We start from the raw sequence: 18,490 nt of genomic DNA on the forward strand, positions 1-18,490 counted from the left end.
CTTCCGATGGTGATCCCGGTCAGGATGATCACATGCTGTTTGCTTGTCTCACGCCGCAGTTGCGCCTATAGGTTCGCATAGACTCAAGGGCGGCCGAGCAATACGCTGCCCCCCGATAAAATGCCAGTTCGAAAGATTTATGAAACACCTGCCATGTTGACGCTTTTCCATCATCCGATGTCCACCGGTTCGCGCTATGCCCGGCTTATCCTCAACGAATACGATATTGAAGTTGAGCTGATCGAGGAAAACAGCTGGTCGAGACGCAAGGAGTTTCTGGCGCTCAACCCTGCCGGAACGCTGCCTGTGCTGCTGGCGGAAGGCGATGTTCCCGTTGCCGGCGCCACGGTGATTTCCGAGTATATCGATGAGACGCGCGGCGCCCTGAAGCGCAGCCGCCGCCTGTTTCCGGAGGACTCTCTCAACCGCGCCGAAGTGCGCCGTCTCGTCGACTGGTTTCTGATCAAGTTCGAAAACGAAGTGACGCGGCACATGGCGCGCGAGCGCATTTTCAAGCTGCACATGACCGCCGAACAGGGCGGCGGCGCACCGGATTCGACTGCCATCCGCGCCGCCCGCGCCAATATCACCCAACACATGAAATACATCGACTGGCTGACCGCGACGCGCAACTGGCTGGCCGGCCCGACGCCAAGCTATGCCGACATGGCCGCGGCTGCGTCGATTTCCATTCTCGACTATCTCGGCGAGATCAAGTGGTCGGAATACAAGGCCGCCCGGGACTGGTACACGCGCATGAAATCGCGCCCGTCCTTTCGCCCCTTGCTGGCGGACCGGGTGCGCGGCCTGCCGCCGTCATCGCATTACGGCGATCTGGATTTCTGATGCTGCCCGCGGATGCAAAAGCCGCGACACGTTCAGGGCCAAAGGCGCAACCGCAGCGGCTGAAACAATTCATCATCGAGGAGGCGCGGGCCGCAGGCTTCGACCTTGTCGCGATTACACGGCCGGATGCCATTCCGCTCGCCGAGGAGCGCCTGCGCCACTATCTGGAAAAAGGCCGCCACGCCAGCATGGCCTGGATGGCGGAAACCGCCGAGCGCCGCGCCGACCCCCGGACGCTGTGGCCCGACGTGCGCTCGATCATCGTGCTGGCGATGAACTACGGCCCGGACAGCAATCCCCTGGACATCCTCGCGCGGAAGGACAAGGCGGCCATCTCCGTCTATGCGCAGAACCGTGACTATCACGATATCATCAAAGGCAAGCTGAAGGGCGTCGCCAGCCGGTTTGCTTCGCGGGCCACGGGCGAAAACGTCAAGGTGTTCGTCGACACGGCGCCGGTGATGGAAAAGCCGCTTGCCGAGGCGGCCGGTCTGGGCTGGCAGGGAAAACACACCAATCTCGTCAGCCGCAGCCATGGTTCCTGGCTGTTCCTGGGCACGATCTTCACAACGGCGGAACTCGAGCCGGACGGACGGGAAACCGATCATTGCGGCACCTGTCATGCCTGTCTCGACATCTGCCCGACCAATGCCTTCCCGGCGCCCTATCAGCTGGATGCCCGGCGCTGCATTTCGTATCTGACCATCGAACACAAGGAGCCCATTGCACCGGAATTCCGCAAGGCCATGGGCAACCGCATCTACGGCTGCGACGATTGCCTCGCGGTCTGCCCTTGGAACAAATTTGCCGGGATGGCGCGGGAAGCCAAGCTGCAGGCGCGCGACGATCTGAAAGCCCCGGACCTGGCAACCTTCCTCGCGCTTGATGACGCCGCGTTCCGCACGCTCTTCTCCGGCTCGCCGGTCAAGCGCATCGGCCGGGACCGCTTCCTGCGCAACGTGCTCATCGCCAGCGGCAATTCCGGACAACCCGATCTGGTTGCGTTGGTCGAGCGGCATCTTGACGATCCCGCGCCCATCGTGCGTGGTGCCGCCGTCTGGGCGCTCGGGGAGCTTGTCGATGCGGCACATTTTGCTACGCTGCAAATACGCTATGCTGTGCAGGAGGGCGATGCCAGCGTACTGACCGAATGGCGCAATGCAGGAAAGAAACAATGATGCGGATTTTTCTCTTCGGGGCCGGTTATTCCGCCCGGGCTTTTGCCCGGATCATGGCCGACACAACGGATTTCATCGGCGGGACGACACGCGACAACGACAAATTCGCAGCACTCAAACAGGATGGCATCACGCCGTTCCTGTTTCAGGGCACCCATGCATCGCAGGAAATCGTCGGCGCCCTGGAACAGGTGACCCACATCGTCATTTCGACGTCGCCGGGGCAGACCGGCGATCCCGTTCATGCGCAGTTCGGCGAAACGATCCGCTCCGGCATGCCGAAACTCCAATGGATCGGCTATCTCTCCACCGTCGGCGTCTATGGTGATTATGGCGGTGCCTGGGTCGATGAAACCACGCCGTGCCATCCGGTGTCGGCGCGCTCCGTCGAACGGGTCGATGCGGAAAATGACTGGCAGAAACTGGCCGATGAACACAAGGTACCGCTGGCGATCCTGCGGCTCGGCGGCATTTACGGGCCGGGACGCAATGCGTTCGTCAATCTTGCCAATGGCACGGCGCGCCGCCTCAACAAGACGGGACAGGTGTTCAACCGCATCCATGTGGACGATATCGCCAGGGCCCTGCGCTTTCTCGCCGAGCGCAACGAGGGCGGCGTCTTCAACATCACCGATGACGAACCCGCACCGCCACAGGATGTGGTCGCCTACGCCGCCGAGCTGATGGGCATCGAACCGCCGGCCGAAACCCATTTCGAGACCGCGGAACTGACCCCCATGGCGCGCTCCTTTTACGGCGAGAACAAGCGCGTCTCCAATGCACGCATCAAGAAACTGGGTTTTGCCTTCCGCTATCCCGACTATGGCACGGCTTTTTCGATGATGTGGCGCGACGGAAGCTGGCGCTAGCCACGCTCTAAAATTTCGTAACCACGCTGATGCCGGTTCCCTCGAACCGGTCCATCGCCATCAGGGCCGCCGGCGCTTCATCGAGGGCGATCCGCTTGCCGATCAGCTTTTGCGGGGCAAGTTTTCCCTGCTCCAGCATGTCCATGAGCGCCTTGTAGCGAAAGGCCTGCATGCCATGGCTGCCAAGGATTTCCAGCTCATAGGCGATGACCTTGTCCATTGGGATCGGCGCGCGGGCGTGATCGCCCAGCATCAGGCCGACCTGCACGTGACGGCCGCGGCGGCGCAGATTGGCGATGGAATTGAAACAGGTCGAGGGATGGCCAAGCGCATCGATGGAGACGTGAGCCCCGCCCTTGGTGATCTCCTTGACGGCCCCGACGATATCCCGCTGCTGCGACCCGTTCACCGTGGCGACAGCGCCCAGTTCACGGGCGAAGGCAAGTTTTTCCTCGGTCAGGTCGACCGCGATCACATTGGCGCCCATGGCCGTCGCGATCATGATCGCCGACAGGCCGACACCGCCGCAACCGTGAACAACAACCCATTCGCCGGGCTTCACCCTGGCCTGATCGACCACCGCCCGGAATGAGGTCACGAACCGGCAGCCGAGGCTCGCCGCCGTGGCGAAATCGAGCGTATCGGGCAGGCTGACCAGATTGGTATCGGCAAAATCCACCGCGACATATTCGGCAAAGGAACCCCAGGCGGTGAAGCCGGGCTGGAACTGATGTTCGCACACCTGATGATTGCCGGAGTTGCACTCGAAACAATGGCCGCATCCGCCGACAAACGGCACGGTGACCCGGTCGCCGATCTTCCACTGGGTGACATGGCTGCCGAGAGCCTGAACCGTTCCGGCAAGTTCATGGCCGGGCACGTGCGGCAACTGGATATCGGGATCGTGACCCATCCAGCCATGCCAGTCGCTGCGGCACAGTCCCGTTGCTTCGACCTTGATGACAACGCCCGTCGCGGCCGGGACCGGATCGGCCACCGTGCGGATTGACGGGGCTTGGCCGAATTGCTCGAAGACGACTGCTTTCATGACATGGCTTCCATTCGAATCAGATCGAGGCACGCACCTCGTTGCCATATTGCGACTTTCGCGCGAATCTGGCCATCATAAAGCCCGGATTCCCGCCGCAAATTTGCGGGAATTACCTCTCGTTTGGTGGACAGTGGTCATGAAATCAAGAACCCTGATGCGTCTTGCACTAACGGCGCTCCTGTCTTTTTCCGCAGCGACGACCGTTTTTGCCGAGGACGGTCCGGCCAAACAGCTCTTCGGCGCGGTCAGGCTGCCGACGCTCGGCACCGCGCAATCGACGGGATTTTACGCCAAGGGCTGCCTTGCCGGCGGCGTAGCGCTGCCGGTCAACGGCCCGACCTGGCAGGTCATGCGCCTGTCGCGCAACCGCAATTGGGGGCATCCCCGCATGATCGCCCTGCTGGAGCGGCTGTCGCATGACGCCGCCGCCAAGGACGGCTGGCCGGGTCTGCTGGTCGGCGACATCTCGCAGCCGCGCGGCGGCCCGATGCTGACAGGCCACGCCTCGCATCAGGTCGGTCTCGATGCGGATATCTGGCTCACGCCCATGCCCAATTACCGCTTCACCAACGACCAGCGCGAAAAGGTGGAAGCGAGGTCCATGCTGAAGGGCGACACGCTCTATGTCGACCCGGACAGATGGACGCCCGCCCATGCGGCGCTTTTGAAACGGGCCGCGAGCTATGACGAGGTCGAGCGCATCTTCGTTCATCCGGGCATCAAGAAAAAACTCTGCGAGACCGTGCAGGGGGACCGCAGCTGGATGGCCAAGATCCGCCCCTATTGGGGACACTTCTATCACTTCCATGTCCGCATCAAATGTCAGCCAGGCTCGCCCAACTGCAAGCCGCAGGAGCCCATCGGCACATCCGACGGTTGTGACAAGTCCTTGGCCTGGTGGTTCACCGACGAACCATGGCGCAAGGCGCCCGAACCGGAGAAGCCGGTCAAGCCCAAGATCATGATGCTGTCGGATCTGCCGAAGGCCTGCGCGCAGATCCTGGATGCGCCGGGACCGCAATCGGTGGATCAGGTCACCTATGGGCTCGGGGCAAAGGCCGCGGCGGGCAGCGATGTCCCGGCGGTCGTGCCGGACCAGCCATCGGCCGTACCCCTGCCCAAGCAGCGGATAAAGACGAAATAGACAACCGGACCGCCGCCGGCCGGCATGCAGGCCGGGCGGCGATAGTGGCAAGGCGGCACCGGTTCAGGTCTTTTTTGTCTGCGGTCTTTTCAGGCGGGCACGAATTGAGTATAGGGTTTCAATCGATTTAGGGTCAGGACCTATTAATCTGGTCGAAATGGTACGCGGCCATTTGTTTGGATACAAGGAGCAAAGGCGATGGGAATGTTTATCCATTCTCAAGTCCTTTGCGACGATGTAGCCGGGCAAATGGACCGTATCCTACGGACTCCGAAACGGCTGCAAGCTGCAGTGTCGAGCTGCTCGGTCGGGGGGAAGACCCCGCCCTTCGCATCTCTCCTCGCATCTTCTTGCCGTTTCAGGCGCCATTTCGGTCATATTAATGGGTCCTGACCCTAAGACCAGGACCAGAGCAGTTCTTGATGCAGCAGCCTTTTCGCCTCGCGCTGATCGCCCATGACCAGAAAAAGGATGACATGGTGGCTTTCGCGCGCGCCTATGAGAGCCTGCTCGCGCCCTGCACCATCGTCGCCACCGGAACCACCGGCGGACTGATCATGGAGGCCTGCCCGTCATTGCAGATCACGCGGGTCAAAAGCGGCCCGCTCGGCGGTGACCAGCAGATCGGAGCACTCATTGCCGAAGGCCTGATCGACGGTCTGATTTTCTTTGTCGACCCGCTGTCGCCCATGCCGCACGACGTGGACGTGAAGGCGCTGATGCGGCTCGGCATCGTCTATGACATTCCTATGGCCTTGAACCGGGCAACCGCCGAGGTTCTTGTACAAAAGAAGGGTTTGCTGCGCGCCGATTGACGGTTAAGCATGACGCAGCACGATTGAGATTGGGGACGGAATTTATGGTTACTTCTGCAGACACCGATTGCATCATGAAATTTCCAATCCTGGTTGGAGATATCGGTGGCACCAATGCGCGTTTCGCCATTCTTGTCGATGCCTATGCGGAACCGAAAGAGTTCCCCATCATCCAGACGGCTGATTTCGAGACCATCGACGAGGCCATCCAGAACGCCATCCTCGACCATACATCGATCCAGCCGCGCTCGGCGGTCCTGGCCATTGCCGGGCCGGTGGAAGGCGACGAGATCGACCTGACCAACTGCGCCTGGGTGGTCAAGCCGCGCCAGATGATGGAAACGCTCGGTCTTTCCGACATCACCGTGCTTAACGATTTCGAGGCGCAGGCGCTGGCCGTCGTCTCGCTGGAACCCAAGCATCTGGAAAAACTGGGCGGCGGCGCCGGAGACCCGCATGGCAGCCGCGCGGTCCTCGGACCCGGCACCGGCCTTGGCGTTGCCGGCATGGTGCGCTCGCGCAACAGCTGGGTTCCCGTACCGGGTGAAGGTGGCCATGTGGACATCGGTCCGCGCACGGCGCGCGATCTCGAGCTCTTCCCGCACATCGAACATATCGAGGGACGCATTTCCGGCGAACAGCTGTTGTGCGGCCGCGGCCTGCAGAACATTTACCGCGCGATCTGCAAGGTCGCCGGGACGCCGGCCACGCTGCAAAGCCCTGCCGACATCACCGCGGCCGGCCTTTCCGGCGAATCCGCCGAGGCAAAGGAAACCCTGTCGCTGTTCGTCACCTATCTTGGCCGTCTTGCCGGTGACTTTGCGCTGACCTTCATGGCGCGCGGCGGTGTCTATCTCGCGGGTGGCATCGTCCAGAAAATCGTAGAGCCGCTCAAACACCCGTCTTTCCGTGAAGCCTTCGAAGACAAGGCACCGCATCGCCAGATCCTGACCGAGACGCCGGTCTATATCATCACACATCCGCTTGCGGCACTCAGCGGGCTGTCCGCCTTCTCGCGCACGCCGACCCGCTTCGGCGTGGCAACCGAGGGCCGCCGCTGGCGCAAGGATTAGACTTTTCGCGGAGACAGAAGGGCAACACCTGCCCTGTCCGTTCACGACGATGGCCAAAACCGATAGGCAAGGCGGATCAATAAGGTTATAGGGTCAGCCTGAAGAAGGGCGCGACCACTCGAAACCGTTGCCTGAACGCTTGATACGAACGAGTTGCCGTCCGTCATGAATGATCAGACCAAGAAGAAGAAAATCGATCCGAACGAAGCACGCCGTGTCATCGGGCGTGTTTTGAGCGAAAATCTTCGGGACCACAGATCATCCTATGCCATCGCCCTTGCCGCGATGCTGGCCGTTGCACTCACCACGGCGTTCGTGGCCTATATCTTCAAGGACGTGATCAACAAGATCTACTACGAGAGGCGCGAGGATCTGATCCTCCCGATCAGCTTCGGCATTCTGGCCGCCTTCGTCATCCGCGGTGTGGCGACCTACACCCAGTCGGTCGTCATGGCGAAGATCGGCAACAATATCATCGCGCGCTACCAGCATCGCATTTTCGATCACCTGATGAAGCTCGGCCTCGATTTCTATCACGATACGCGGTCGGCCCAGCTTGCCGCACGGATCAACCAGAACGTCGCCGGGGTTCGCGAGCTCATGGACATCACCGTGACGACGGTGGGCAAGGACATTCCAACGCTGATTGCCCTGGTGAGCACCATGGTCATCCTTGATCCGCTCCTGTCGCTGTTTGCATTGCTGATCGGACCGCCGGTGATTTTGACCGTGCGCTATCTGGCCAAGCGGCTGCGCAGCATCCATCGTGAATCCGTGCAGGTGAATTCGCATCTCCTCGGCGCCATGCAGGAGGCGACACAGGGCATCGCCATTGTGAAGGCATTCACGATGGAAGACCAGTTGCGCAACAAGATCAGTCACCTGATCACCCGCGCCGAAGAGCGGGCGAACAAGATTGCGCGCGTTTCCGAGCGCACGACGCCGATCACCGAGCTGATTGCCGGCATCGCCATCGGATCGATGATCATCTACACCGGCTACCGCGCCGTCATCAACATGGAGCCGCCCGGCGCCATGTTCGGTTTCATGACCGCCGTGCTATTGGCCTACGACCCCGTTCGGCGCTTGGCGCGGGTCCAGGTAGGCCTGGAGCGATCCCTGGTCAATGCGCGCATGTTCTTCGAGATTCTCGATGTGGAGCCGCGTCAGGCGGACAGCATCGGCGCCGTCCCCATTACCGTCCCGACAGGCGAAGTCCAGTTCGACAATGTGGGCTTCAGCTACGGCAACGACGTGCCCGTGCTGCACGGCATCAGCTTTACCGCCGAAGCCGGCAAGACCACGGCCATCATCGGCGCGTCCGGGGCGGGCAAATCGACACTGATCGGCCTCATCCAGCGCTTCTACGATATCGACAGCGGCCGCATTCTCATCGACGGGCAGGACATTGCCTATGTCAGCAAGAAATCCCTGCGCCAGTCGATCGCCTATGTCTCGCAGCAGCCCTATCTGTTCGAGGGCACCATTGCCGACAACATCCGCTATGGGCGTCCCGATGCCACCGATGAAGAGGTGATCGAGGCGGCGAAGCTGGCCAATGCCGACGAATTCATCCGCCTGCAGCCGCAGAGCTACGGCACCGAGGTCGGCGAAAACGGCGCGACCCTTTCCGGCGGCCAGCGCCAGCGCCTGTCCATTGCCCGCGCCCTTGTCCGCAATGCGTCCATTCTCCTGCTCGACGAGGCCACCTCGGCCCTCGACAATGAATCGGAAAAGCGCGTGCAGCAGGCGCTGGAACACGTGATGCAGGGCCGCACGACCATCGTCATCGCCCATCGCCTGTCGACCATCGTCAATGCCGACCATATCGTCGTCATGGAAGCGGGGCGCATCGTCGAGGAAGGCGTGCACGAAACCCTGCTCGGGGTACCGAACGGCATCTATGCGCGCTTCTATCAGTTGCAGGGCAAGGAAGAGTCGACCATCATCGACGACAATGACATGCAGCCAGCACCAGTGACAGGAACAGCCGAATGAGCGGGACATCGGAAATGAAGCTTGCAGTTGTCGGCGCCGGCGGCCGCATGGGCCAGACGCTGATCCGCGCGATCCAGGCCATCGACGGGGCCGTGCTTGCCGGTGCGATCGAGCGCCCCGGTTCACCGCATATCGGTCTCGATGCGGGCGAACTCGCCGGGGTCGGCCATCTCGGCATCCCCGTCACCGACGACGCCCTGTCGGTCTTTATCGGCGTTGAAGGCGTGCTTGATTTCACCGCTCCGGCCGCGACGGTCGCCTTTGCCGAACTCGCCGCCCAGGCGCGCATCGTCCACGTGATCGGCACAACAGGCTGTTCGCCTGACGATGATGCCAAGATCCGTGCGGCGGCACGGCATGCGGCCGTGATCAAATCGGGCAATATGAGCCTCGGCGTCAATCTTCTCGGCGTGCTGGTCAAGCAGGCCGCCAGGGCGCTGGGCGCCGACGATTTCGATATCGAAATTCTGGAAATGCACCACAAGCACAAGGTCGATGCCCCGTCCGGCACGGCATTGCTTTTGGGCGAGGCGGCCGTCGCAGGCCGCAATGTTTCGCTGGCCGACCACAGCGTGCGCGTGCGGGACGGGCATACCGGCCCGCGCGAAGACGGCACGATCGGCTTTGCCTCGCTGCGCGGCGGTTCCGTCGTCGGGGATCATTCGGTCATCCTGGCCGGACCGGGCGAGCGGATCACCCTGTCCCACCACGCGGAAGACCGCACGATTTTTGCCCGCGGCGCCGTCAAGGCGGCGCTCTGGGGCAAGGGCCGCAAGCCGGGCCTCTATTCCATGCTCGACGTGCTTGGCCTCAACACCTGACTTTTCCCGTTCAACAGGAGTATTGCAATGTCCGGAACCCTCGTCCTTGTCCGTCATGGCCAGAGCGAATGGAATTTGAAGAATCTGTTTACCGGCTGGCGCGATCCGGGCCTGACCGAGCTTGGCCACAGCGAAGCCAAGGCCGCAGGCCAGCGGCTGAAGGCGAAGGGCCTGCATTTCGACATCGCGTACACATCGGTGCTGTCGCGTGCCCAGGTGACCCTGCAGCACATCCTTGACGAGGTTGGTCAGCCGGCGCTCGAGACGATCCGCGACCAGGCGCTGAACGAACGCGACTATGGCGACCTTTCCGGCCTCAACAAGGACGATGCGCGCGCCAAGTGGGGCGAGGACCAGGTGCATATCTGGCGCCGCTCCTACGACGTTCCGCCGCCCGGCGGCGAGAGCCTGCGCGATACGGGCGCCCGCGTCTGGCCCTACTACCTGCACGATGTGCAGCCGCATGTGCTGCGCGGCGAGACGGTTCTGGTGGCAGCGCACGGCAATTCGCTGCGTGCCCTCATCATGGCGCTGGAAGGCCTGACCAGCGAAGAGATCATCGCGCAGGAGCTGGCGACGGGCGTTCCGATCATCTACAAGCTCAACGCTGATTCGACGGTTGCATCCAAGGAAATCCTGACCGCCTGATCGGCCGGTGTTTCCCTGTGATTCGCATGAACCCGCGCCGGAACACCGGTGCGGGTTTGTTGTTTGTGCTGGTCTTTTCACCCTTATTTGCCGGTCTTTGCCGCAACAAGCGCAACGGAATGAGAATAGGTCGATAAATACCCGACAAATGGATTGACAGAGTTCCGCCCGCCCCTTACATGAGACCCCGCTGCCCAGATGGCGGAATTGGTAGACGCGCACGGTTCAGGTCCGTGTGCCGCAAGGCGTGGAGGTTCGAGTCCTCTTCTGGGCACCATTTCCATTCTCCCGACGTACACCAACGTCCATGGATGATCAGAAAAGCCCCGGTTTTCCGGGGTTTTTTCTTGTCTATCATTCACCCGCGTTCATGATGCCTCGGCAACCGCCCTCATCCGCATCACCAAAAGGCCACACATGGCAGTCCGGCGCCCGCAGGCGCACGCTGTATTCCCTGCAAATCTGTTTTCGCAAGATCGCCGGCATGCGCTACACTGGCCGCAAAGGTTTCAGCGGAGTATCAACGCATGATCCGGCTTGTCATCATTCTCGCACTGCTCATTCTCGTCCTGTTCCTGATCTACAGCATCGTCAACAGCGTCCGCACCAAGCACATCGACTGGACCGGCATCGGCGTCACGCTCGCTTTGATCATGCTTGCCCTCTATCTGCGCGGCGTGACGGGTATCGGCGGCGTCGGTTTATGAAAATCGGGTGTTTGTGGTCACCTTGACACATTGCAACCTCTCGTCCGGCGAATTAATATATCAGTCCACTCAGGAGACTTTTATGGACACGCTTACATCCCCACGCCATCTGCGCCTGCACACCTCCGACAATGTCGTGGTGGCGGTGGATGCCTTTCAGGCCGGCCAGCATGTGGAGGACGTGACCGTCAAAGACCGCGTGCCCCGCGGCCATAAACTCGCATCAAAGCCCATCGCGCTGGGGGAACCTGTGCGCAAATTCGGCCAGATCATCGGCTCGGCGTCGAAACCCATTGCCCCGGGCGAATGGGTGCACGAACACAATCTCGATTTCAGCAGCTTTGCCCGCCAGCCCGACAGCAGCCACGAAACCCATGCGGGCGGCATTCTGCCGATTGAGCAGCAGGCGACATTCCAGGGATTCCGCCGGGCCAATGGCCGCGCGGGCACCCGCAACTACATCGGCGTGCTGACCTCGGTCAATTGCTCGGCATCGGTCGCCCGCTTCATCGCCGAAGCGGTGCAACGCTCGGGGATACTCGATGAATACCCGACGATCGACGGCATCATTCCACTGGTGCATGGCGGCGGCTGCGCGCTCGACGTCAAGGGCGAAGGCTACGAGGTGCTCAAGCGCACCCAGTGGGGCTATGCCACCAATCCGAACATCGCCGCCGTGCTGATGGTCGGCCTTGGCTGCGAGGGGTTCCAGATCGGCCGCTGGAAGGAAGCCTACAACATCGTTGAAAGCGATACGTTCCGCAGCCTGACCATTCAGGAAGTGGGCGGCACGCGCAAGACCATGGAAGCGGGCATTGCCGCCGTGCGCGATATGCTGCCGACCGCGGCCAATGTGAAACGCGAGACCATCCCGGCATCGGAACTGATGCTTGCGCTGCAGTGCGGCGGGTCGGACGGCTATTCCGGCATCACCGCCAATCCGGCGCTGGGCGCGGCGGTCGATCTTCTCGTCAAGCAGGGCGGCACCGCCATCCTGTCGGAAACGCCGGAGATTTACGGGGCCGAGCATCTTTTGATCGAACGCGCCTCCAACCCGGAAGCGGTGACGCGGCTGCAATCCATCATTGCCTGGTGGGAGGATTACACCGCCCGCAACAGGATGGAGATGAACAACAATCCCTCCCCCGGCAACAAGGCGGGCGGACTGACCACCATCCTGGAAAAATCGCTGGGCGCGGTCGCCAAGTCGGGCACCACGCCGCTGGAGGCGGTCTATGGCTATGCCGAACCGGTGACGGCGCGCGGCCTCGTGTTCATGGACACACCCGGCTACGATCCCGTCTCCGCCACGGGACAGGTGGCGGGCGGCGCCAACATCCTTTGCTTCACCACCGGGCGCGGTTCGGCCTATGGCTGCAAGCCGACGCCGTCGATCAAGCTTGCCACCAACACCCCGATGTATACCCAGATGATCGAGGACATGGACATCAATTGCGGCGATGTGCTCGACGGCGTGTCGATTGAAGACAAGGGCCGCGAAATCTTCGAGCAGGTGCTGCGGGTGGCCTCGGGCGAGCGCAGCAAGTCCGAACTGCTTGGCTATGGCGATGCGGAATTCGTGCCGTGGCAGATCGGCGCGACCATGTAATCCGAAACGGGAGCCGATGGCTCCCGTTTTCATATTCAGACCATGATCAGGCCGCCGATTGCTGCTGCTTGGCCCGGGCGACGATCTGCGTCGGATTGACGAAGCGCAGCGCGATGAGCAGCCAGACCAGTGTCGTCACCATATAGACCACCGCCATGGCATCAATCGACTGCACGGCGCGCACGCCGGATGCGAAGACCGAATAGTACAGCGCAACCACCAGCGTCTGGCTTGTCGGACCTGCCGTAAGAAAGGTCAGCTCGAACATCGCCACGGTGCGCACCAGAACCAGCAGCAGCGCGGCAAGAATTCCCGGCAGCAGCATCGGCATGAGCACGTGCAGAAACAGCCGGAATGTACCCGCACCAAAGACGCGTGCGGCCGCCTCCACCTTGGGATCGATCTGCTCGATGAACGGAATCATCACAAGGATCACAAAGGGAACTGTCGGCACCAGATTGGCGAGAACCACGCCCCAGAATGTTCCGCCGACCCCCGCCTGATAGAGAACCGTGGCCAGCGGAATGCCGAAGGTGATCGGCGGCACCAGCAGCGGCAGGAGGAACAGCAGCATGATGAGCTTCTTGCCGGGAAACTCGCGCCGCGCCAGCGCATAGGCCGCCGTGACGCCGAGCAGGCCGGAGAGCGCGACAACCGTGAAGACGATCTGGAACGTCACGATCAGGACGTCGCTGAGCTGGAATTCGGCCCAGGCGGTAAAATACCATTTCGTCGTCCAGCCGGCCGGCAGCCATGTGCCGAGCCAGCGGGTTCCGAAGGAGGAGATGATCACGGTTGCGATCATGGCCAGCAGATTGACGATGAAGAAGCCGACCACCACCCATACGGCGGTGATCCAAAGCTTGGCACCAATGGTTGTATCGCGGATCATGGTCAGCCCTTTCCGCCGGCGGTCGAGCCGCGATAGAAGAGATTGCGAATGGCAAGGATCGCCACGACGATGGTGAGCTGTACGGTTGCCATGATCATGGCGATGGCCGAGGCCATGGAATAATCATACTGCTCGAAAGCCGCCTGATAGGCGGCGATGGAGATGACGCGGGTCGGGCCCGCCGGAGCACCGAGCAGCACCGCCGACGGGAACACGGCAAAAGCCTGCACAAAGGACAGGCAGAACGCGATGGCCAATCCCGGTATCAGCAGCGGCAGCAGGACAAAACGGAAGCGCTGCCAGCTCTTTGCGCCATGCGTCGCGGCCGCCTGTTCCAGCGCCGGATCGATGCCGGTGACGTAGGACAGGGTCAACAGGAAGGTGAAGGGAAAGCCGGTGATGATCAGCGAGGAAAACACACCCCAGTAATTGTTGGTGAGCTTCAAGGGCCGGTCGATCATCCCGAACAGCATCAGCGTCCGGCTGAACCAGCCCTGCGGCCCGAGATAGTTCAAAAGCCCTTCGGCAACGAGCACTGTGCCAAGCGTCACGGGAAGAACCAGAATGGTCGTCAGCAGCCGCTGGCGGGTCATCAGGCGCACGCGGAAGGCAATGGGCAGCGCCAGGGCGATGCTGATGACCGTCACGGGAACGGCGAGCCAGAGCGTGGTCAGGATGGTGTCATAAAGGAAGGGATCGGAGAAGAACTTCTGGTAGTTGGCAAACATCCCGCCTTCCTTCGGCGTGAAGGACAGGACCAGCCCGTAAATGAACGGATAGACGAATACGGCCAGCAGGAACAGCACGGCCGGGAGAACAAGGATCGTCACGCCGTCAATGCCGCGCAGGGCGAGGCGCTGGCGCAGCGACAACCGGTTATAGACGGGGGGAGCGGAGACAGCCATGCCGGGCCTCACGCGGCGAAGGCCAGCGCACGCGCCGGATCGATTGCGAGCCAGATGGAACTGCCGAGCGCCGCCGTCTGCGGCGCGTGGAACACCAGTTCCAGCCCTTCGGCGGTGCGGGCCGTGCCGACGAATTCGCGGCCGCGGTATTCGATGGTCTCGACCACGGCTTCCACCGTGTGTTCCGAGCGCTGGCCTGCTTCCACGTCGTCGGCGCGGGCAGCGACGACAGCCGCGTCGCCGATTTTCAGACTGTCGCGCGCGGTGCCGCTGAGCGTGGCTTTCCCCACGGAAACGCTGACGCGCGCGCCGTCGACCGAAACAACCTTTCCGGTCAGCCGGTTGCGGTAGCCCATGAACTCGGCAACATCGAGATGATCCGGCCGCTCATAGAGATCGCTCGGCGCGCCCACCTGCCGGATTTCACCATCGCGCAGGACAACGATACGGTCGGCCAGCGACAGGGCCTCATCCTGATCGTGGGTGACGTAGATCGTCGTTGCCCCAAGCTGGTTGTGGATGCGGCGGATTTCGGCGCGCATCTCCAGCCGCAGTTTGGCATCGAGATTGGACAGCGGCTCATCCATCAGCACCAGCGGCGGCTCGATGACGATGGCGCGGGCGATGGCCACGCGCTGCTGCTGGCCGCCGGAGAGCTGGCCCGGCAGTTTATGCCCCTGCCCCTGCAGGCGCACCAGATTGAGCGCTTCCTCTACCCGCTTGTCGGCTTCAGCCTTGGCGACATTGCGCATCTTCAGGCCGAAGCCGATGTTCTGGCGCACCGTCATGTGCGGAAACAGCGCATAGTTCTGGAACACCATGCCAAAACCGCGATCTTCGGGCTTCAGCGTGTCGATGCGCTTGTCATCGATGAATATGCCGCCGCCCGTCGTGGCAAGCAGGCCGGCGATGCAATTGAGCGCGGTGGATTTGCCGCAGCCGGACGGGCCGAGCAAAGCGATGAACTCGCCCTTGCGGATGGAAAGCGACACGTCCTTCAACGCATTGTGCGAACCGAAGGCGCGGCTCATACGGTCAAGACGGATTTCCTGGAATGGCGATGACGCCAGCAGCATTGGATACCTCATAATTGCGCGCCATCCGGGTTCCCCCGGATGGCGCTATTGTATGGATCGATCAGGACTTCTTGCCGGCGACTTCTTCGTCCCAGCGACGGAAGGCGACAACCATGGCGGCGGGATCGAGCGGAACCTCGATCGGGTTGTTGGCAATCCAGTCGGCATATTCCTTGCGGCCGAATTCGGCCAAGGCATCCTGGCTTTCCTTCGGCGCCATGGAAAGCGGCACATCCTTGACTGCGGGACCCGGGTAGAAATAACCCTGATCGTAGGTATAGGCCTGCTGTTCCGGCGTGAGCAGGAAGCTCATGAGGTCGAGCAGCACGGCGAGCTTTTCCTCGGCAATGCCCTTCGGCACGCACATGTAATGCGCATCGGCAACCCAATGGAAACCCTTCAGCGGTGCGACGGCAGCTTCCTTCGGCACCACGCCAAGCACGCGCGGATTGATATCCCAGCCGGTGGTGGAGACCGTCATGTCACGCGTGCCTTCGCCGAGCTCCTTCATCAACGCGCCGGTGCCGGTCGGGTAATACTCGATATATTTGTGCAGCTCCTTCAGATAGGCCCAGGTCTTGTCCCAACCCTTGACCGGGTCGTGCGGATTGCTGTCACCGAGCAGATAGGGCAGCCCCATCAGGAAAGTCCGTCCCGGACCGGAATTGGCCGGACGGGCATAGAGGAACTTGTTCGGATTTTCCTTGGCCCAGGCCAGAAGCTCCTCGACGGTCGTTGGGACCTTCTTCACCCGGTCCGGCATGTATTCAAGCAGCGGCCCGGAGGGATAATAGGTGACGACGACGCCATGATCCTTGCCCAGCGCCAGCATGCGATGCGCCGGTTCCTGGTAGATCGCCTTCAGATCGGGCAGCGACGCGGAATGATCCGGCAGCAGCTTGACCCACAGATCCTGCTCCAGTCCGGCGGACAGGGCGTCGGTTCCGGTCAGCACCAGATCGATATCGAGCCGGTTGGCCGCCTGCTGCGCCTTCAGCTTCCCCGGAAGTTCCGGCGCAGGCGCCTTGGTGAAGGTGATCTTGGAAACGAGGTTGGGCTTGGCAGCCGCATAGTTCTCGATGGCCTTCTGCGTCAGGGCGAGATTGCCCGCGACGTCGGCAACATTGAGCGTCACCGGGGATGTCGGCAATGCCAGTTTCCCCTGTGCAAAGAGACGTGTTGCCGGTAGCGTTGCCAGAACGGCCAAACCGCCAATGGCTTGCCTGCGCGTGATGCGGATCATTGTCTTCCTCCCAATTGTTCCCGGTTTAGCGATCGGTGGCCATCCTCCAGCCACTCATTTTGTTACTTGATATATTAATCTATCAGTTTCAGATAGCAAGCGCTTTCGCCCCGCCGCCAAACCCGGCCACCGTCCGGGCTGCGCCCTCATCCATCAATACCGTCAAAGCCTTGCCGACGGCTTGGCAAAACGCCGTGCTTTCGGGCAGATCACTGCCGAAAATCTGCTCCATGCCGAGATAGGCCTGCAAAAGAGCCGGTGCCGATGTCTTGCCGGTGGTAAGGGCCCTGAATTCACCGGCCAGCGGGTCGCGCACATCAATCGGATTGCCCCGTTCATCGGTTCCGGTCGCATAGCGCATCCAGCCGGCAACACCCAGCGCCAGCCGGTCAAAGGGGGCATTCTCCCGCAGCCGTACGCGAATGGTGTTGAGCAGCCGCTGCGGCAGCTTTTGCGACCCGTCCATGGCGATCTGCCATGTGCGGTGCCGCAGCGCCGGATTACGGAAGCGCTCCCGCAGTTGCTTCTTGTAGGCGTCAAGATCGAAGCCAGGCAGCCCCGGCAGCGTCGGAGTGATCTCCTCATCCATCATTTGTTCGATCAGCGCGGCAAAACCTTCTCCCGCCATGGCATCGGATACGGTTTCATGGCCGGCGAGATAACCGAGATAGGCCAGCGTCGAATGGCTGCCATTGAGCAGGCGCAGTTTCATCAGTTCGAACGCGTCGACATCGGTAACGAAGGTAACACCCGCCTTTTCCCAGGCCGGGCGCCCGGATGGAAAATGATCCTCCACCACCCATTGGCTGAACGGTTCCGTCATGATCGGCCAGCGGTCGGCAAGCCCGGTATCCCGGGCGACAGTGTCGCGGTCCGCATCGGTCGTGGCGGGCACGATCCGGTCGACCATCGTCGAGGGAAAGGCCACGCTATCCCCAATGAAGGCGCCGAGCTCCGCGTCCCGCAATGCGGCGAAGCGTGTGACCACCCGCTTCAGCGTCTGCCCGTTGGCCGGAAGGTTGTCGCAGGACAGGAGCGTGAAAGGTGCGGTGCCGCTGGCGCGGCGCCGGGCCAGGGCCTCGACGATAAAGCCGATGGCCGAGCGCGGTCTCTCGGGATGGGCAAGGTCATGGACGATATCCGGATGATTTTCATCGAGCGAGGCGGAGGCGGGGGAATAGCAATAGCCCTTTTCCGTGATCGTCAGCGAGACGATCCGCACCGACGGACTGCTCATGGCGTCCAGCAGGGCCTGTGGATTTTCCGGCGCGACCAGCACATCCCCGATGCTGCCGATCACACGATAGCTGCTGCCGCCGCCATCGCGCACGGCCACCGTATAGAGCCCGCCCTGGGGCTGCAGTGCGTCGCGCGTATCGGCGCTGCGCAGCGATGCACCCAGAATGCCCCACCGGGTATCCCCCGATGCAAGCACACTGTCCGTATAGACGGCCTGATGGGCGCGGTGAAAGGCACCGATGCCCAGATGCACAATACCGGTTTCAACCGTGCTGCGATCATAGGCCGGGTTTGCAACGCCGCCGGCAAGCTGCGGCAGGCTGGCGGGTGAAAGATAGGTCTGGTCGGCGTGAGCCATTGGGCGATCTCGTCTGTT

The 18,490-nt window shown here is 61.9% G+C and carries 17 protein-coding genes and 1 tRNA gene; 12 read left to right on the forward strand and 6 right to left on the reverse strand.

Translation table 11 applies throughout. The features are described 5' to 3' along the window. The first annotated feature begins 153 nt into the window (after positions 1-153). The 3 genes from ACP7B1_RS00520 to ACP7B1_RS00530 are packed head-to-tail and all read left to right on the forward strand — an operon-like array spanning position 154 to position 2,893. Positions 154-846 carry a glutathione S-transferase family protein gene (locus tag ACP7B1_RS00520; protein ID WP_105734061.1) on the forward strand — a complete coding sequence of 231 codons (693 nt, stop codon included), beginning with the start codon at positions 154-156 and terminating at the stop codon, positions 844-846. Next, the gene (gene queG, locus ACP7B1_RS00525; protein WP_346306123.1) at positions 846-2,024 is read left to right on the forward strand and encodes a tRNA epoxyqueuosine(34) reductase QueG; all 1,179 of its coding nucleotides are present in this window, start codon (positions 846-848) and stop codon (positions 2,022-2,024) included. The genes ACP7B1_RS00520 and queG overlap by 1 nt, the downstream gene beginning before the upstream one ends. Next, positions 2,024-2,893, forward strand: a complete 870-nt coding sequence (locus ACP7B1_RS00530) for an SDR family oxidoreductase (RefSeq protein WP_346306164.1) — start codon at positions 2,024-2,026, stop codon at positions 2,891-2,893. The genes queG and ACP7B1_RS00530 overlap by 1 nt, the downstream gene beginning before the upstream one ends. A 7-nt stretch (positions 2,894-2,900) precedes the next feature. Here the strand turns inward: ACP7B1_RS00530 and ACP7B1_RS00535 are convergent, their stop codons facing one another. Continuing rightward, positions 2,901-3,941, reverse strand: coding sequence for a zinc-dependent alcohol dehydrogenase family protein (locus tag ACP7B1_RS00535; protein WP_346306122.1), 1,041 nt, complete (start codon positions 3,939-3,941; stop codon positions 2,901-2,903). Positions 3,942-4,098: 157 nt separating this feature from the next. Between ACP7B1_RS00535 and mepA the strand changes: the two genes are divergently transcribed. The 9 genes from mepA to ACP7B1_RS00580 all read left to right on the forward strand — a co-directional run bounded on the left by mepA (position 4,099) and on the right by ACP7B1_RS00580 (position 12,759). Further along, a complete protein-coding gene (gene mepA, locus ACP7B1_RS00540; protein WP_403180977.1) occupies positions 4,099-5,088 on the forward strand; it encodes a penicillin-insensitive murein endopeptidase in 990 nt (329 codons plus the stop codon). Positions 5,089-5,510: 422 nt separating this feature from the next. Next, positions 5,511-5,903, forward strand: coding sequence for a methylglyoxal synthase (locus ACP7B1_RS00545; protein ID WP_223614019.1), 393 nt, complete (start codon positions 5,511-5,513; stop codon positions 5,901-5,903). 44 nt (positions 5,904-5,947) lie between these two features. Then, positions 5,948-6,976: a glucokinase gene (locus tag ACP7B1_RS00550; protein ID WP_105734066.1), complete on the forward strand. Its 1,029-nt coding sequence runs from the start codon at positions 5,948-5,950 to the stop codon at positions 6,974-6,976. Between the two features lie 165 nt (positions 6,977-7,141). Further along, positions 7,142-8,974, forward strand: a complete 1,833-nt coding sequence (locus tag ACP7B1_RS00555; RefSeq protein WP_346307866.1) for an ABC transporter ATP-binding protein — start codon at positions 7,142-7,144, stop codon at positions 8,972-8,974. Continuing rightward, entirely contained in the window at positions 8,971-9,795 is an 825-nt protein-coding gene (dapB, locus tag ACP7B1_RS00560; protein WP_346307867.1) for a 4-hydroxy-tetrahydrodipicolinate reductase, read from the forward strand. The genes ACP7B1_RS00555 and dapB overlap by 4 nt, the downstream gene beginning before the upstream one ends. Positions 9,796-9,822: 27 nt before the next feature. Further along, on the forward strand, positions 9,823-10,443 hold the full coding sequence (locus ACP7B1_RS00565) for a 2,3-bisphosphoglycerate-dependent phosphoglycerate mutase (protein ID WP_223614016.1): 621 nt from the start codon (positions 9,823-9,825) through the stop codon (positions 10,441-10,443). A gap of 192 nt (positions 10,444-10,635) precedes the next feature. Further along, positions 10,636-10,720: transfer RNA gene (locus ACP7B1_RS00570), tRNA-Leu, on the forward strand. Positions 10,721-10,970: 250 nt separating this feature from the next. Then, positions 10,971-11,150, forward strand: a complete 180-nt coding sequence (locus ACP7B1_RS00575) for a hypothetical protein (protein WP_346307868.1) — start codon at positions 10,971-10,973, stop codon at positions 11,148-11,150. An 82-nt stretch (positions 11,151-11,232) separates the two neighbouring features. Then, entirely contained in the window at positions 11,233-12,759 is a 1,527-nt protein-coding gene (locus tag ACP7B1_RS00580) for a UxaA family hydrolase (protein ID WP_346307869.1), read from the forward strand. Positions 12,760-12,805: 46 nt separating this feature from the next. Here ACP7B1_RS00580 and ACP7B1_RS00585 read toward each other — a convergent pair whose 3' ends face one another. From ACP7B1_RS00585 to ACP7B1_RS00605, 5 genes are all read right to left on the reverse strand, one after another. Then, positions 12,806-13,651, reverse strand: coding sequence for an ABC transporter permease (locus tag ACP7B1_RS00585; protein WP_223614012.1), 846 nt, complete (start codon positions 13,649-13,651; stop codon positions 12,806-12,808). Between the two features lie 2 nt (positions 13,652-13,653). Further along, complete coding sequence (locus ACP7B1_RS00590; protein ID WP_346307870.1) at positions 13,654-14,556, reverse strand: sugar ABC transporter permease; 903 nt, start codon at positions 14,554-14,556, stop codon at positions 13,654-13,656. A gap of 8 nt (positions 14,557-14,564) precedes the next feature. After that, complete coding sequence (locus tag ACP7B1_RS00595; protein WP_223614010.1) at positions 14,565-15,632, reverse strand: ABC transporter ATP-binding protein; 1,068 nt, start codon at positions 15,630-15,632, stop codon at positions 14,565-14,567. 61 nt (positions 15,633-15,693) lie between these two features. Then, positions 15,694-16,872 carry an ABC transporter substrate-binding protein gene (locus ACP7B1_RS00600; RefSeq protein ID WP_223614147.1) on the reverse strand — a complete coding sequence of 393 codons (1,179 nt, stop codon included), beginning with the start codon at positions 16,870-16,872 and terminating at the stop codon, positions 15,694-15,696. A 91-nt stretch (positions 16,873-16,963) separates the two neighbouring features. Then, the gene (locus ACP7B1_RS00605; RefSeq protein ID WP_346307871.1) at positions 16,964-18,472 is read right to left on the reverse strand and encodes a mannitol dehydrogenase family protein; all 1,509 of its coding nucleotides are present in this window, start codon (positions 18,470-18,472) and stop codon (positions 16,964-16,966) included. Positions 18,473-18,490 lie beyond the last annotated feature (18 nt).

Origin of the sequence: Phyllobacterium sp. SL163 (assembly GCF_049896885.1) — a bacterium.
GTDB lineage: Bacteria > Pseudomonadota > Alphaproteobacteria > Rhizobiales > Rhizobiaceae > Phyllobacterium > Phyllobacterium calauticae.

Bases quoted from the DNA above. Each gene is read 5' to 3' on its own strand.
- ACP7B1_RS00580 (WP_346307869.1), top strand. From the start codon at position 11,233: ATGGACACGCTTACATCCCCACGCCATCTGCGCCTGCACACCTCCGAC.
- ACP7B1_RS00595 (WP_223614010.1), bottom strand. From the start codon at position 15,632: ATGCTGCTGGCGTCATCGCCATTCCAGGAAATCCGTCTTGACCGTATG.
- queG (WP_346306123.1), top strand. From the start codon at position 846: ATGCTGCCCGCGGATGCAAAAGCCGCGACACGTTCAGGGCCAAAGGCG.
- dapB (WP_346307867.1), top strand. From the start codon at position 8,971: ATGAGCGGGACATCGGAAATGAAGCTTGCAGTTGTCGGCGCCGGCGGC.
- ACP7B1_RS00550 (WP_105734066.1), top strand. From the start codon at position 5,948: ATGGTTACTTCTGCAGACACCGATTGCATCATGAAATTTCCAATCCTG.
- mepA (WP_403180977.1), top strand. From the start codon at position 4,099: ATGCGTCTTGCACTAACGGCGCTCCTGTCTTTTTCCGCAGCGACGACC.
- ACP7B1_RS00545 (WP_223614019.1), top strand. From the start codon at position 5,511: ATGCAGCAGCCTTTTCGCCTCGCGCTGATCGCCCATGACCAGAAAAAG.
- ACP7B1_RS00565 (WP_223614016.1), top strand. From the start codon at position 9,823: ATGTCCGGAACCCTCGTCCTTGTCCGTCATGGCCAGAGCGAATGGAAT.
- ACP7B1_RS00585 (WP_223614012.1), bottom strand. From the start codon at position 13,651: ATGATCCGCGATACAACCATTGGTGCCAAGCTTTGGATCACCGCCGTA.
- ACP7B1_RS00530 (WP_346306164.1), top strand. From the start codon at position 2,024: ATGCGGATTTTTCTCTTCGGGGCCGGTTATTCCGCCCGGGCTTTTGCC.
- ACP7B1_RS00590 (WP_346307870.1), bottom strand. From the start codon at position 14,556: ATGGCTGTCTCCGCTCCCCCCGTCTATAACCGGTTGTCGCTGCGCCAG.
- ACP7B1_RS00520 (WP_105734061.1), top strand. From the start codon at position 154: ATGTTGACGCTTTTCCATCATCCGATGTCCACCGGTTCGCGCTATGCC.
- ACP7B1_RS00575 (WP_346307868.1), top strand. From the start codon at position 10,971: ATGATCCGGCTTGTCATCATTCTCGCACTGCTCATTCTCGTCCTGTTC.
- ACP7B1_RS00555 (WP_346307866.1), top strand. From the start codon at position 7,142: ATGAATGATCAGACCAAGAAGAAGAAAATCGATCCGAACGAAGCACGC.
- ACP7B1_RS00535 (WP_346306122.1), bottom strand. From the start codon at position 3,941: ATGAAAGCAGTCGTCTTCGAGCAATTCGGCCAAGCCCCGTCAATCCGC.
- ACP7B1_RS00605 (WP_346307871.1), bottom strand. From the start codon at position 18,472: ATGGCTCACGCCGACCAGACCTATCTTTCACCCGCCAGCCTGCCGCAG.